Origin of the sequence: Flintibacter porci, assembly GCF_041925195.1 — a bacterium.
Lineage (GTDB): Bacteria > Bacillota > Clostridia > Oscillospirales > Oscillospiraceae > Lawsonibacter > Lawsonibacter porci.
The window spans coordinates 30470-44225 of the sequence record NZ_JBHEVB010000017.1 but is presented as its reverse complement, the minus strand read 5'-3'; the positions used below and the strand labels follow the sequence as shown (position 1 = coordinate 44225).

Genomic DNA, 13756 nt, shown 5'->3' with positions numbered 1-13756 from the left:
CGGGAATGAATCATGGCTATCTATATACAAAAGATTTAACTGTTGGTTATAATGGTATACCGCTCATCCGCAATATTCAGCTTGAAATAAATAAAGGCGAAATTGTTACATTGATAGGACCAAACGGTGCAGGAAAAACAACTATTTTGCGCAGTATTATCCAGCAGTTGCCACCCGTGTGTGGCGTTGTATGGTTAGATGGACAACAGGCGGAGAAAATGCCGGGCAAAGAAATGGCGCAAAGGCTGTCCGTTGTATTGACCGAACGGGTAAATCCTGAGATGATGAATTGCGAAGATGTTGTGGCAACTGGCCGATATCCTTATACGGGGAAATTCGGCATTCTATCCCAAGAAGATTGGAAGATCGTGCGTGAATCCATGGAGCTGGTGCGCATAACGGAGCTGGCCAACCGAGATTTCAATAAAATCAGTGACGGGCAAAAGCAGCGGGTTATGCTGGCAAGAGCACTATGCCAGCAGCCTGATGTGATCGTTTTGGATGAACCGACTTCTTTCCTGGATATCCGTTACAAACTGGAGTTCTTATCTATTTTGCAGGAGATGTCCAGAAAGCGGAATCTGACAGTGCTTATGTCGCTGCATGAACTTGACCTTGCCGGGCGTATCTCGGACAAGATTGCTTGCGTACAGGGGGATCGAATCGACCGGTTTGGGACGCCCGAAGAAATCTTTACCCAAGGATATATTCCTCAGCTTTATCAGATGACAACCGGCTCTTATGATGAACTGACCGGCGATTTGGAACTGCCATCGGTGCAGGAGAAACCTGAGATTTTTGTCATTGCAGGAAATGGCACCGGAACCAGCATATTTCGCAGATTGCAGCGTGAAAGAAAAGCGTTTGCAACGGGAATCCTGTGGGAAAACGATATAGACTTTGCTTCGGCTAAATCATTGGCGGCAGAAGTAATTTCTGTACCTGCCTTTCATTATATTTCAGATGAGCAAATAAAGCAGACAAAGAAATGGATCAATGAATGTGAATCCGTTATTTGTACATTAAAAGAATCAGATATGGTCGGTTTTGCGAAAGCTCTAAGCAATTTAGCAGAGTATGCAAAGATAAAGGGCAAACTGATAACGTATCCATAGATTGATGGATTGGCAGAAAGGTAAAGATTGTGAAATTTACGAAAAATACCCCGTGGAAAACCGGTTATGTGTTGTTTCCACGGGGATGAATGTGATTGTTTGGGGAAAACACCCTTGACAAATCTCTTTCCAAAAGAAAATACTTCAAAAGGCTGCCAAGGACAAAGGCTATACGGACACTATCTTTTTCGTGGATGACGGCATCACCGGAACCACCATGAAGCGCCCCGGCTTTCAGAAAATGATCGCTGCAATCGAGGCCGGATACATCTCGGCGGTATTTGTAAAAGACCTTTCCCGGCTGGGCCGAAACTACATTGAGGTGGGCAAGCTCACCGAAGAGTTTTTCCCGCTCCATGATGTGCGGCTGGTGGCCGTTTCCGATGGCGTGGACAGCGACGAAGGCGAGGACGATTTTACCCCGTTCAAGAACATTATGAATGAATACTACGCCAAGGACATTTCCAAGAAGCGCAGGATCGTCAATAAGATGAAAGGCAACGCCGGGATTCCGCTCTCCCCGCCGCCCTATGGCTACATGAAAAACCCGGACGATCCCCGGTTTTGGGTCATTGACCCGGAGGCCGCCGAGGTGGTGCGCTGTATCTACCGTCTGGCCTTGGAGGGCAACGGCCCCTTGCAGATCGCCACGGCGCTGGGGACGATGGGGGCGCTGAACCCCTCGGCCTATCGAACCAGCAAGGGGATCAGCAAGGGCGGCTCCAAAAGCACGCTAGAGCCTACCAAGTGGAACCATACCACTGTCAAGAAAATCCTCACCTTGCAGGAATACTGCGGCGATGTGATTAACTTCAAAACCTACTCCAAATCCTACAAGATGAAGCGCCGGATTGAAAACCCGGAAGAAAACCGGGCAATCTTTCTCAATGTCCATGAGCACATCATTGACCGAGTGACTTGGGAAAAGGTGCAAAGCCTGCAAACCACCCGGCGCAGGCGGCCTACCGTAACAAAGGAGTCCAGCGCCTTTTGCGGCTATCTGAAATGCCCGGAGTGCGGCGGCAATCTGACTTTCCACTTCAACCAGGGCAACCACGACATCAAGTTCTTTAGCTGCAACAACCACAATTCCGGGCTCCGCAAATGCTCGTCTACCCACTATATCCGGCTGGACTTCTTGGAACAGGTGGTGCTTTACGAGGTACACCGGCTGGCCTGTTTCGCCAATGAGTATGAAAATGACTTTATCAAGGCGATGGTTGGCCGCTCGGCAAAGGTGGCGGAAAATGACCGGGTACGCAAGAAGCGGGAGCTGGATGGGCTGCTGGCCCGGGACAGGGAGCTGGATATGCTCTTTGAACGGCTCTATGAGGACAATGTGTCCGGCAAAATCGACGATGCCCGGTTTTCCAAAATGTCCAAGCGGTATGAGCAGGAGCAGGGCGAGAACGCCGGACGGATCAAGGCTCTGCGACTTGAGCTGAAAAAGCTGGAAGATAAGCGGATGGATGTGGACACCTTTCTGGAAACGGTGCGTCGCTACACCGACGCCACCACCATCACCAAACGCATGGTTGCCGAGCTCATTCAGTACATCGAGGTCTATCCTGCGGTCAAGGAGGACGGCATTACCAATCAGCGGGTGACGATCCACTACAACTGCATCGGTGCTTTTGAGGTGCCGGATCGCCGGAAGATCCCCGAGCGGGACATTCTGATGGAAACGAGAAAAGGCGTAGCACTAAGCTACGCCCCCGCACAGATTGCTATATAAACTTGGGAATAAAAAATGCGGAGTATCATCAGCAGACCCTTTCAGATCCTTTGATGATACTCCGCATGGTCCGAGTGGCGGGATTTGAACCCACGGCCTCATGGACCCGAACCATGCGCGCTACCAACTGCGCTACACCCGGATGCTGATTGTCGTTTTCACGACCATAGCTTATACATTATAAATTTCTTCCCTGACGATGTCAAGAGGAATAATGGAATTCTCCGTGGAATATCCTATTTTATCAAAAACATCAAAAGGGGGAGTGGGGATGGAGCATACCAGCGCATCCTACCGCGTATACCGGACAAGCGGCCGTTCCGCTGCCAGGCGGAACCGAGGCAATCAAAGCGGGCTCTCGCCCAAGGAGCGGGTGCGCCTGGTACAGCTGTGCGTGTGCCTGGTGCTGTTTCTGGCGGTGTTTGTGGGGAAGGGAGCCTTCCCGCAGCAGCTGGCCCAGATTCAAAACAAGCTGGTGTCGGCGCTGACGGCAGACACCGACTTCCGCGCCGCGTTTTCCAAGTTAGGGGAGTCCCTGGGAACCCAGGACTCGGTGCTGGGGGAGCTGGAGGACTTCTGCGTGGAGGTCTTCGGCATCCAGCCTTCCGGAACCGGTGACGATTTGGAGGGTCAGAGCCAGACTCAGCAGGAGCAGGCCTTTCTCAATGCCGGGGCCTCATCCGCCGACCTGGCCGCCCACTACCTGCGCCTGGAGGATATGCCTCAGGACTGGCTGAGCGGGGGAGAGGTTGTGTCGGAGACCCCGGAGACAACACCAGAGCCTCAGGCCCAAGCTCAGCCCGAGACGGCGGCAGCCCAGCCAGAAGAGACCGTGCCGGCGGTAGGCACGGTGCTGCTGTCGGCAAACTACGAAGGCCCGGCACTGCCCAACAATTATACTATGGATAAACTGTCCCTGGGGGCGCTGGAGACCGTCAATCCCATTCTGGGCCACCTCAACTCAGTGTATGGCTACCGGGACCACCCGGTGGACGGGGAGTATAAATTCCACAACGGGGTGGACATCGGCGGACAGATGGGGGACCCCATCGGTGCCTTTGCCGCCGGGACGGTGGAGTACATAGGCGAGAACGACGACCACGGGCTGTATCTGCAGATCGACCACGGCAACGGAGTTAAGAGCTTCTATGCCCACTGCAGCAAGCTGTGTGTCTCCCAGGGCCAGACTGTGGCGGCAGAGGAGACGGTGGCCCTGGTTGGCTCTACCGGGGTATCTACCGGCCCTCACCTGCATCTGGAGATCAAATGCAACGGGGTGCACGTGGACCCGGCCTACTACGTCACCTTCCTTACCGACTGAGTGCGTCTGGGCAGGGTAGAGGCCAGCGGCGGCTTTCTTTTGCTGCTGGCCTGGCTCAACTATACCGATACCCAGGGGCTGATCCCCCAGGCCATCGCCTCCTGTTCGCTGCACGAGGCGGGACATTGGCTGGCCATCCAGGCCGTAGGCGGCAAGGTGAGGCGCATGCGGCTGGGAATCGCGGGAGCAGAGATGGAGCTGGGCCGTCCTCTGTCCTACTCCAGGGAGGCCCTGTGCGCCCTGGCTGGGCCGGGGGTAAGCCTGGCTCTGGCCTGGCTGGGACATTTCCTGCCCGGCGGCGCTCTGTTTGCGGGCATCAACCTGGTGCTGGCCCTCTTTAACCTGCTGCCGGTGAGCGGCCTGGACGGAGGGAGGGTACTCCACTGCGCCCTGTGCGCCCTGGCCGGACCGGAGGCAGCGGAGCGGACAGCCGGCCTTCTGGACGGATTTTTGGTAGGTGTACTGGTAGCCGGAGGGGTCATTTTGGCCTGGAAGGGGGGCAGCATCACCCTGCTTTTTACCGCAGGATGGCTATTTTCTTCCATTTGGCGTGAAAAGGAAGGAAAAAGGGGTTGCCAGATAGGGGTGAAACGAGTAAAATAGTTCTACCGCGTCTCAAGATAGAACTGGGGGAACGACATGAATCGCACGCTGGAGCATATTTTGCCCAAAGTACAAAAACCCGCCCGCTACACGGGTGGAGAATATAACGCCGTGGTAAAAGACAAACGCACGGTAGACACCCGCTTTGCCCTTTGCTTTCCGGACACCTATGAGATCGGCATGTCCAACCTGGGCTGCCGTATTTTGTACGGCCTGATGAACGAGCAGGAGGGGCTGTGGTGCGAGCGCTGCTACGCCCCCTGGGGAGATATGGAGGAGGAAATGCGCCGGGAGGGGTTGCTGCTCTACGCCCTGGAGAGCGGCGACCCTATTTCTGACTTTGATATCATCGGCTTCTCGCTGGGCTATGAGATGGCCTACACCAATGTCCTGAACATGCTGGACCTGGCGGGGCTGCCTCTGCGCAGCGAGCAGCGGCCGGAACTCACGCCTCTCATCGTGGCGGGCGGCACCTGCTGCTATAACCCGGAGCCTCTGGCCCCCTTCGTGGACCTGTTTGTCCTGGGCGAAGGGGAGGAGGTCACTCTGGAGTACATCGCCCTGTACCGCCAGGCCAAGGAGGAGTGCTGGAGCAAGGAGGAGTTTTTGCGGGAGGCCGCCCAGATCGAGGGCATCTACGTCCCGTCCTTCTATGAGCCCGTCTACCGTCCTGATGGCACCCTGGAGGAAATGCGTATCAAGGAGGGCTCCGGCGCGCCGGAGCAGGTGCGCAAGCGGGTGGTGCAGGACATGGACAAGGCCTACTTCCCGGTCAAGACCATCATCCCCTCCACCGAGATCGTCCACGACCGCGTCATGCTGGAGCTGTTCCGTGGCTGCATCCGGGGCTGCCGGTTCTGCCAGGCGGGCTATGTGTACCGCCCGGTGCGTAACCGCAATCCTCAGCTGCTGGCCGAGTACGGCAAGGCGGCCTGCCAGGATTCCGGCTACCAGGAGATGACCCTGTCCAGCCTCAGCTCCACCGACTACCCCTGCCTGCTGGAGCTGTGTGACGATCTGCTGGACTACTGCGCGCCCAAGGACATCGGCGTATCCCTGCCCTCTCTGCGGGCAGACACCTTCTCTATGAACCTGATGGAGCGCCTGCAGCGGGTACGCAAGGGCGGTCTGACCTTTGCCCCGGAGGCGGGCACACAGCGTCTGCGTGACGCCATCAATAAGAACCTGCGGGAGGAGGACCTGCTGCAGTCCTGCCGCACCGCCTTCTCCGGCGGCTGGAGCGGCGTGAAGCTCTACTTCATGCTGGGCCTGCCCACCGAGACTGACGAGGACGTGCTGGGTATCGCCGACCTGGCCCGGAAGGTGTACCAGTGCTGGCGGGAGTGCACTCCCAACCGCGCCCGCGGGGTACGCATCACCGTGTCCACCTCCTGGTTTGTACCCAAGCCCCACACCGCCTTCCAGTGGGACGCTCAGATCCCGGTGGAGGAGTACCAGCGGCGGGTGAACCTGCTGCGGGACGCTCTGAAGCGGGACCGTTCCATCACCTACAACTGGCATGACCCCCAGACCAGCTATCTGGAGGCCATCTTCTCCCGGGGCGACCGCCGCCTGGCCGACGTGCTGGAGCACGCCTGGCAGAACGGCGCTAAGTTCGACTCCTGGAGCGAGTATTTTGACTTCCAGCGTTGGATGGACGCCCTGTCCGCCTGCGGTCTGGACGGCGACTTCTACGCCCACCGGGAGCGGCCCCGGGACGAGGTATTCCCCTGGTGCCGCATCGACCCCATGGTCACCCCCGCCTTCCTGTGGCATGAGCGGGAGCTGTGCTACCAGTCCCAGACCACCCCGGACTGCCGCACCCGCTGTTCCGGCTGTGGAGCCAACCGCCTGCTGAAAGGAGGGGTGTGCAATGGCTGACCGTCTGCTCTTTTCCAAGACCGGCCGGGCCAAGTATATCTCCCACCTGGACCTGATGCGCACCTTCCAGCGGGCCTTTACCCGGGCTGGCATTGAAATCAAGCACACCCAGGGCTTCCATAAGCACCCCTTCGTGTCCATCGCTCTGCCCCTGTCGGTGGGCTACTCCAGCCAGTGTGAGATTCTGGAGTTTGGCCTGGTGGGGGGAGCCACCGCCGAGGAGGTGCCTGCCCGGCTTACTGCGGCCATGCCTGAGGGCATCATCATTCACCAGTGCTACCCCGCCGAGCGCAAGCTCAAGGAGCTGGCCTATGTGAACTACATCATCAACTTTGAGTACTCCGAGGGCCGTCCTCAGGCCTCGGAACCCGCCATGCGGGAGCTGCTGAGCCGGGAGAGCCTGGTGATGCAGAAGAAGTCCAACAAGTCCAAAAAGGGCTACACCGAGGTGGACCTCATCCCCCTCATCAAGGGCTTCAATCTGGAGTGCCAGAGTGACACCCTCACCCTGGACGCGGTGCTGTGCGCCCAGAATCCGGGACTCAACCCGGAGCTCATCCGGGCGGCCTTCTGTCAGGCCTACCCCGAGTACGCCCCCGATTTTGTCACCTTCCACCGCCGTGAGGTACTGGATATCGACGGAAAACCGTTTAGATGATGGCTTCTTTCTCCCCACGGGGTTGTCAAACGCCCGGGGGAGTGGTATAATACCTCCGCTATTTGAACCGAAAAAAGAGAAGGGAACGATACTATGTCCGGACATTCCAAGTGGCACAATATTCAAAAGACCAAGGGCGCGGCCGACGCCAAGCGCTCTCAGATTTTTACCAAGATCGCCCGTGAGATGATCGTGGCCGTCAAGACCGGCGGCAGCGGCGATCCTGCCAACAACTCCCGCCTGGCCGCCGTTATCGCCAAGGCCAAGGCTGCCAACATGCCCAACGACAACATCAAGCGCACCATCGACAAGGCTCTGGGCGCGGGCAACACCGACAACTTCGAGAGCGTGGTGTACGAGGGCTACGGCCCCAACGGCGTGGCCGTCATCGTGGACGCTCTGACCGATAACCGCCAGCGCACTGCCCCCGAAGTACGTCACCTGCTGGACAAGTACGGCAAGGGTCTGGGCGCCACCGGCTGCGTGTCCTGGAGCTTCGACCGCAAGGGCGTCATCGTCCTGGACAGCGAGGACCTGGACGAGGATACCGTGATGATGGACGCTCTGGAGGCCGGTGCCGACGATATGCAGGCCGACGACGAGGTCTTTGAGATCTACACCGATCCCGACGCTTTCCCCGCCGTCTCCGAGGCTCTGGAGGCCAAGGGCTACACCTTCCTGGAGGCTTCCGTGCAGATGGTGCCTCAGAACTACGTCAAGCTCACCGACGAGGCCGACATCAAGAACATGGAGAAGCTCATCGACGCTCTGGAGGACAACGACGACGTCCAGAACGTGTACCACAACTGGGAGCAGTAACCTACTTTTTTCGAGAAAAAAGTAGGCACCGCTTTCTTGAAAGAAAGCTTGGCAAAGAACTTTGTGCGAAACTTCGTTTCGCCTCTGCTTCGTAAGGTAAAACACAGGGACCCGCCAACCGGCGGGTCCCTGTTTCGTTATCTGTCTCTCTTTGCCGCTTGATAGACACTCAGTCCCAGTCCTGCTCCCACTTGATGAAGTTGCCGGTGGCAGCGTCAATTTCAAAGTCGTACTCGGTGCGGCCTTCCCGCAGCTCGCCCTCATACACGGCCCGGCCATCGTCAAAGTCGAACTCCAGCTTGACCAGGGTGGCATTGGGAGCCTTGGCCTGGGCAAGCTGCTGGGCCTTCTCCCGGGAAATATAGTTGCCGGAGCTGGTGCCCGCGTTGTCGGAGGAGGGGATGGTGTAGTTCTCAATGTCGTAGTCATAGCCCACGATGGAGCCGGTGGCGGCATCGATCTCGTAGTCGTACTCCTTGTTGCCGGAGTAGAACTCCACCTCATAGACCATCCGGCCGTCCTCCCGGTCCAGCTTCAGCTCCAGGAAGGTGGCCTTGCCGGCGGACAGCCCGGCGTGGCTCAGGGCGATCTCCTTGGCCTTGGCCTCGCCGATGTAGTCGGAGGCGGAATCATCGTCGTGGATGAGGATGGTCTGGGTGTTCTGGTCCCAGGAGACCTCCGCTCCCAGCAGCTGGCTCAGGGAGGCTAGGGGCAGGTAGGTGGTTCCGTTGTAGACCAGGGGGGAGACCCGGACTCCGGTGGTGTCCCGGACGGTGTAGGTGGTGCCGTTGACCTTCAGGGTCATGTCGGGGCGGAAGGTAGCGGTCACAGTCTTGGACTGGCTGGCGGCGGCGGTCCCCAGGACCAGGCAGCTGATGAGAGCCAGAGCGGCGGCGATATAAGATTTCTTCATAGTAAGTTCCTCTCTTTCCTTGTGTGTTGTTTTGCGCTTCTGATTATGAAATGCACCAGGAGAGGATTTTATTGCACAAGCTGAAAAATTTCTGAAAAAATTTTTTCTCTGGCCGCAAAGCAGCCCCACCGGGGCGCACTGACTATTACAGAGACATTGACTTTTGCTTTCACTATTACTGTAACAGGGACTGTTACTGCACGAAATCGTACAACAAAGCAGGATATTTCTCCTAAGGTAAAAGAAGGAAAGGAGAACATATTTTGCGCAATGAAAAAAAGAGTTTTTTAATTTACTTTGATAATGCTCCTATGATCAACGGCTTGCCTCCGGAACAGAGAGGCTGGCTGTTTTCTGCTCTACTGGACTATGGATCCCGGGTAAGCCGTGAAAATCTAACCTCTGAAACTGCGCTTTCGCTCTATCCACAGCTCGATTCTCAAGCTCAGATGGTTTTCCGGTTTATTGCATCCACAATAGACCGCGACACCCAGCGCTGGCTCCAACGCCAAAGAGCCGGAGAGGAGCGCCGTCGGACCAGGGAAGGGGAGAGGCCGTCTTCGTCTGCGGCTTGTTCTGCTCAGGCACTTCAGGAACAGGCGGAACGGGAGCGCCTGCGCCGAGTGCTGGAATTGTCCAAAGGCATCCAATAAGCAAAAAACAGGCATGCGCATCTGCGCATGCCTGTTTTTGGTACAAGTAAGCCTGTAAGCCGGGTTCTGTCTTTTAAGACAGCCATCTATCTCGACGCGCCGTTGCCGACGCGCTCCAGCCGCCTCCCCGGGACGGTCGGGCCAACCTATTGTCCCTCCACGGCGTTGCTCCGGATAGAGTTTACAGCGATGGGCTGTTCCCAGCCATCGGGTGAGCTCTTACCTCGCCTTTCCACCCTTACTGGCGGCAAGCCGCCAGCGGTATATCTCTGTTGCACTTTTCCTAGGGTCGCCCCCGGCGGATGTTATCCGTTATCCTTGCCCTGTGGAGCCCGGACTTTCCTCACAGACGGGCCTTTCGCCCCGCCCGCGCGGCTGTCCAGCTTGCTTGCCAAGCTATGATACAGGAAAAAAACCATTCTGTCAAATAAAATTCCGTCTTTCGGGGGAAAAATGAGGACAAAGCAGTTCCAGCGCCCCCTTCCTGATTGAAATTTTTCCAGGGGTGTGATAATATATTTTTAGGTATGCTTGGCTAGAGACCAGGCATCCAAAGAATCTGAAATCACTTCGATGGGAGGAGGACGTGTATGTCCACCATTACGGAATATTTAGAGGAACTCAGCGGCCGGCCGGTAACGGTGATCGGTATGGGCATCAGCAATGTGCCCCTGATCAAAATGCTGCTGCGCGCGGGCGTGAAGGTCACCGTGCGTGACAAGGCAAACCGGGAGAAAGTGTCCGACCTGGCCCAGGAGCTGGAGAGCCTGGGGGCCACTCTGGTGCTTGGCCCGGACTATCTGAAGGACCTGGGCGGGGAGCTTATCTTCCGCACCCCGGGCCTCAGCCCCAACACCCCGGAGCTGGCTCAGGCCGTGGAGAACGGAGCCGCCCTGAGCTCGGAGATGGAAGTCTTCTTCCAGACCTGCCCCAGCCACCTGGTGGCCGTGACGGGCAGCGACGGCAAGACGACTACCACTACCATTATCTCGGAATTTTTGAAGGAGGCGGGCAAGACCGTCTATGTAGGCGGCAACATCGGCAAGCCTCTGCTGCCTGACGTGGCCGACATGGACCCGGAGGACTATGCCGTGCTGGAGCTGTCCTCCTTCCAGCTAATGACCATGGAGCAGAGCCCCAACATCGCTGTCATCACCAACCTGGCCCCCAACCACCTGGACTACCACCACACCATGGAGGAGTACACCAACGCCAAGAAGAACATCTTCCTGCACCAGGGGGAGGGCGACCGGCTCATCCTCAATTATGACAACGAGGTCACCCGTTCCATGGCCGCTGAGGCGGTGTGCCCGGTGACTTGGTTCAGCCGCAAGGAGCGCCTGGAGGAGGGCGTCTATCTCCGGGACAACGCCATCTGGCTGACCAACGAGATGGGCAGCCGGGAAGTGCTGCCTCTCAGCGACATCCAGCTGCCCGGCGTGCACAACATTGAAAACTACATGGCCGCCATCGCTGCGGTGGACGGTCTGGTCCCCGACAAGTGCGTGCGGGCCGTGGCCCGCCGCTTCCACGGCGTGGAGCACCGCATCGAGCTGGTGCGGGAGCTGGACGGCGTGAAGTACTACAACGACTCCATCGGCACCAGCCCCAGCCGCACCACCGCCTGCCTGGAGTCCTTCAACCAGAAGATCATTCTGATTGCCGGCGGCTACGACAAGGGTGTGCCCTTTACTCAGCTTGGCGTGGAGATCGTGGGCCACGTAAAGGCCCTGTTCCTCACCGGCAACACCGCCGGAGCCATCCGTCAGGCGGTGGAGCAGGCTCCCGGCTACGCCGAGAGCGGCATGATCCTGGCCGAGACCGAGGACCTGGCCGCCGCTGTGGCCGCCGCCCGCCAGGCGGCAAAGCCGGGTGACGTGGTGGTGCTCTCTCCCGCCTGCGCTGCCTTTGACCACTTCAAGAACTTTATGGAGCGCGGCCAGGTATTCAAAAAGCTGGTCCAGGAACTGTAAGGAAGCTGCCAAGGAGGCAAACTGCGTTGAACTATCTTTCCGTTATCAACCGTCTCTCCGCCGCCCCCGGCCCCAGTGGGTTTGAGGGGGCGGTGGCCCGTGTGGCGCTGGATATGCTGAGCCCCCTGGTGGAGGAGGCCTATCTGGACCGCATGGGTAATGTGGTGGGTTTGCGGCCCTGCGGCAAGCCGGGGGCAAAAAAGGTCCTGCTGGACGCCCACCTGGACGAGATCGGGTTTATCATCACCGGGCAGGAGGAGGGCTACCTCCGCTTTGCCCCTCTGGGGGGCGTTGACCCCCGGATGCTCCCCGACCGGGAGCTCACCGTCCTGACAAATCCGCCCCGGCTTGGTGTGGTGGCCTGTCTGCCCCCACACATCCAGAGCCGGGAGGACATGGACAAATCCCAGCCTATCTCGGAACTGTATCTGGACCTGGGCCTTACGGAAGAGGAGGCCAAGGCCATCTCCATCGGCACCCCGGCCGTTTACCGGACGGGGTGTCTTGCCCTGGGTAAGGACCTTTTGAGCGGCAAGGCCCTGGACGACCGGGCCTGCTTTGTCATTTTGCTCCGGACCCTGGATCTGCTGGAGGGGGAGGAGCTGGACGTGGACCTGGTCGTCCTGGGCTCCACCCAGGAGGAGACCCACTCCACCGGAGCCATCACCGCCGCCTATGGGCTCCAGCCCGATCTGTGCGTGGTGGTGGACGTGACCCACGGGGACAGCCCAGATGCCTCCAAGGACAAGACCTTCCCCCTGGGGAAGGGGCCGGTCATCGGCCTGGGACCCAACTGCACCAAGTGGATCTCCGACCTCATGCGCCGGTGCGCCAAGGAAATGGACCTGTCTGTCCAGCTGGAGGTCATGTCGGGCTCCAGCGGCACTAACGGCTGGCCACTCCAGGTGAGCCGGGAGGGCATCGCCACCGGGGTGCTGTCTCTGCCCCTTCGCTATATGCACACCCCTATCGAGACCGCCCACCAGGGCGACATGGAGGACACCGCCCGGCTGCTGGCTGAGTTTATCCGCCGGGTGGGAAAGGAGGGAGCCCTGTGAGAGAGCTGCTGAAAGAGCTTTGCGCCCTCAACGGCGTGTCCGGAGACGAGGGAGCCGTGCGGGACTTCATCCGCAGCCAGGCCGAGCCCTACGCCGACTCCATCCGCACCGATGCCCTGGGCAACCTCATTGTCTTTAAAAAGGGCAAAAAGTCCACGGGCAACCGGCTGTTGCTGGCCGCCCATATGGACGAGGTGGGCCTCATCATTACCCGGGCTACCGAGGACGGCTTCCTCCGCTTTGACTTCGTGGGCGGCGTGGACCGCCGGGTGGCTTTGGGCAAGCCGGTAGTGCTGGGTCCCAAGAAAATCCCCGGCGTCATCGGCATGAAGGCCATCCACATGCTCTCCCGGGAGGACATGAAGAAGGTGCCCAAGACCGAGTCTCTTTATATCGACATCGGCGCCTCCAGCCGGGAGGAGGCCGAGGAGATGGCAGAGCCCGGCACTTACGGCTCCTTTGTCTGTGAAGGAGAATCCCTTGGCAGTGATTTCTTCAAGGCCAAGGCCATCGACGACCGGGTGGGCTGCGCTATCATGCTGAAACTTCTCCAGGAGGAGCTGCCCCTGGACGTGACCTTCGCTTTCACTGCCCAGGAGGAGGTGGGCACTCGCGGTGCCTTCGCCGCCGCCTTTTCCGTGACCCCGGAGGTGGCTTTGGTTCTGGAGACCACCACCGCTGCCGACAGCCCCGCCGTGGAGGAGCACCGGAAGGTGTGCGCCCCGGGGAAGGGCCCGGTGATCTCCTACATGGATGGGGGCACCATCTATGACCGGGGACTCTTTGAGGACCTGCGCCGCCTGGCGGAGGACAACGGCATTCCCTGGCAGACCAAGGAGTACCTGGCCGGAGGCAATGACGCCCGCACCATCCAGCGCACCAAGGCCGGCGTGCGGGTGGCGGCTATGTCTGCCGCCGTGCGATACCTCCACGCCCCGGCCAGCGTGGGTAGTTTTGCCGACTTTGAAAATATGCTGAAGCTGACCCGGCTGTTTCTGGCCGATCAGGCCATGAAATAGGAGGTTTT

The 13756-nt window shown here is 58.7% G+C and carries 12 protein-coding genes, 1 tRNA gene and 1 other RNA gene; 11 read left to right on the top strand and 3 right to left on the bottom strand.

All coding sequences use genetic code 11. From position 1 onward, the window contains the following. Positions 1-5: 5 nt before the first annotated feature. Together ACEVJL_RS14445 and ACEVJL_RS14440 are read left to right on the top strand one after the other, a co-directional pair. Positions 6-1115 (top strand): ABC transporter ATP-binding protein, encoded by a 1110-nt coding sequence (locus ACEVJL_RS14445; RefSeq protein ID WP_038259266.1) that lies wholly within the window; start codon positions 6-8, stop codon positions 1113-1115. Positions 1116-1236: 121 nt separating this feature from the next. Further along, the gene (locus ACEVJL_RS14440; RefSeq protein ID WP_374738250.1) at positions 1237-2850 is read left to right on the top strand and encodes a recombinase family protein; all 1614 of its coding nucleotides are present in this window, start codon (positions 1237-1239) and stop codon (positions 2848-2850) included. 66 nt (positions 2851-2916) lie between these two features. Here the strand turns inward: ACEVJL_RS14440 and ACEVJL_RS14435 are convergent. Further along, positions 2917-2992 (bottom strand) — tRNA-Pro (locus ACEVJL_RS14435). Between the two features lie 129 nt (positions 2993-3121). On the opposite strand from ACEVJL_RS14435, the gene ACEVJL_RS14430 reads away from it, so the two are divergent. From ACEVJL_RS14430 to ACEVJL_RS14410, 5 genes are all read left to right on the top strand, one after another. Beyond that, entirely contained in the window at positions 3122-4171 is a 1050-nt protein-coding gene (locus ACEVJL_RS14430) for a M23 family metallopeptidase (protein ID WP_374738239.1), read from the top strand. A gap of 39 nt (positions 4172-4210) precedes the next feature. Further along, positions 4211-4774 carry a metalloprotease gene (locus ACEVJL_RS14425; protein ID WP_302670956.1) on the top strand — a complete coding sequence of 188 codons (564 nt, stop codon included), beginning with the start codon at positions 4211-4213 and terminating at the stop codon, positions 4772-4774. Positions 4775-4810: 36 nt separating this feature from the next. Next, a complete protein-coding gene (locus tag ACEVJL_RS14420) occupies positions 4811-6655 on the top strand; it encodes a TIGR03960 family B12-binding radical SAM protein (protein WP_302668684.1) in 1845 nt (614 codons plus the stop codon). Further along, positions 6648-7313: a TIGR03936 family radical SAM-associated protein gene (locus tag ACEVJL_RS14415; protein WP_008980811.1), complete on the top strand. Its 666-nt coding sequence runs from the start codon at positions 6648-6650 to the stop codon at positions 7311-7313. Before ACEVJL_RS14420 ends, ACEVJL_RS14415 begins: the two co-directional genes overlap by 8 nt. A 93-nt stretch (positions 7314-7406) precedes the next feature. Beyond that, positions 7407-8132, top strand: coding sequence for a YebC/PmpR family DNA-binding transcriptional regulator (locus tag ACEVJL_RS14410; RefSeq protein WP_008980812.1), 726 nt, complete (start codon positions 7407-7409; stop codon positions 8130-8132). A gap of 169 nt (positions 8133-8301) precedes the next feature. On the opposite strand, the gene ACEVJL_RS14405 is transcribed toward ACEVJL_RS14410, so the two are convergent. Then, the gene (locus ACEVJL_RS14405) at positions 8302-9045 is read right to left on the bottom strand and encodes a PepSY domain-containing protein (RefSeq protein ID WP_374738238.1); all 744 of its coding nucleotides are present in this window, start codon (positions 9043-9045) and stop codon (positions 8302-8304) included. A gap of 263 nt (positions 9046-9308) precedes the next feature. On the opposite strand from ACEVJL_RS14405, the gene ACEVJL_RS14400 reads away from it, so the two are divergent. Beyond that, a complete protein-coding gene (locus tag ACEVJL_RS14400) occupies positions 9309-9698 on the top strand; it encodes a DUF6291 domain-containing protein (RefSeq protein WP_235396717.1) in 390 nt (129 codons plus the stop codon). 39 nt (positions 9699-9737) lie between these two features. Here ACEVJL_RS14400 and rnpB read toward each other — a convergent pair. Further along, positions 9738-10089, bottom strand: an RNA gene (rnpB, locus tag ACEVJL_RS14395) — RNase P RNA component class A. Between the two features lie 199 nt (positions 10090-10288). Here rnpB and murD point away from each other — a divergent pair. The 3 genes from murD to ACEVJL_RS14380 are packed head-to-tail and all read left to right on the top strand — an operon-like array spanning position 10289 to position 13748. After that, on the top strand, positions 10289-11671 hold the full coding sequence (murD, locus tag ACEVJL_RS14390) for a UDP-N-acetylmuramoyl-L-alanine--D-glutamate ligase (RefSeq protein ID WP_302668682.1): 1383 nt from the start codon (positions 10289-10291) through the stop codon (positions 11669-11671). Between the two features lie 26 nt (positions 11672-11697). Then, the gene (locus ACEVJL_RS14385; RefSeq protein WP_374738237.1) at positions 11698-12729 is read left to right on the top strand and encodes a zinc-binding metallopeptidase family protein; all 1032 of its coding nucleotides are present in this window, start codon (positions 11698-11700) and stop codon (positions 12727-12729) included. Continuing rightward, positions 12726-13748, top strand: a complete 1023-nt coding sequence (locus ACEVJL_RS14380; protein WP_235396721.1) for a M42 family metallopeptidase — start codon at positions 12726-12728, stop codon at positions 13746-13748. The genes ACEVJL_RS14385 and ACEVJL_RS14380 overlap by 4 nt, the downstream gene beginning before the upstream one ends. The last annotated feature ends 8 nt before the right edge of the window (positions 13749-13756 follow it).

Excerpts from the sequence above, each read along its gene's own strand:
- ACEVJL_RS14445 (WP_038259266.1), top strand. The coding sequence starts at position 6 with ATGAATCATGGCTATCTATATACAAAAGATTTAACTGTTGGTTATAAT.
- ACEVJL_RS14430 (WP_374738239.1), top strand. The coding sequence starts at position 3,122 with ATGGAGCATACCAGCGCATCCTACCGCGTATACCGGACAAGCGGCCGT.
- ACEVJL_RS14420 (WP_302668684.1), top strand. The coding sequence starts at position 4,811 with ATGAATCGCACGCTGGAGCATATTTTGCCCAAAGTACAAAAACCCGCC.
- ACEVJL_RS14415 (WP_008980811.1), top strand. The coding sequence starts at position 6,648 with ATGGCTGACCGTCTGCTCTTTTCCAAGACCGGCCGGGCCAAGTATATC.
- ACEVJL_RS14410 (WP_008980812.1), top strand. The coding sequence starts at position 7,407 with ATGTCCGGACATTCCAAGTGGCACAATATTCAAAAGACCAAGGGCGCG.
- ACEVJL_RS14405 (WP_374738238.1), bottom strand. The coding sequence starts at position 9,045 with ATGAAGAAATCTTATATCGCCGCCGCTCTGGCTCTCATCAGCTGCCTG.
- murD (WP_302668682.1), top strand. The coding sequence starts at position 10,289 with ATGTCCACCATTACGGAATATTTAGAGGAACTCAGCGGCCGGCCGGTA.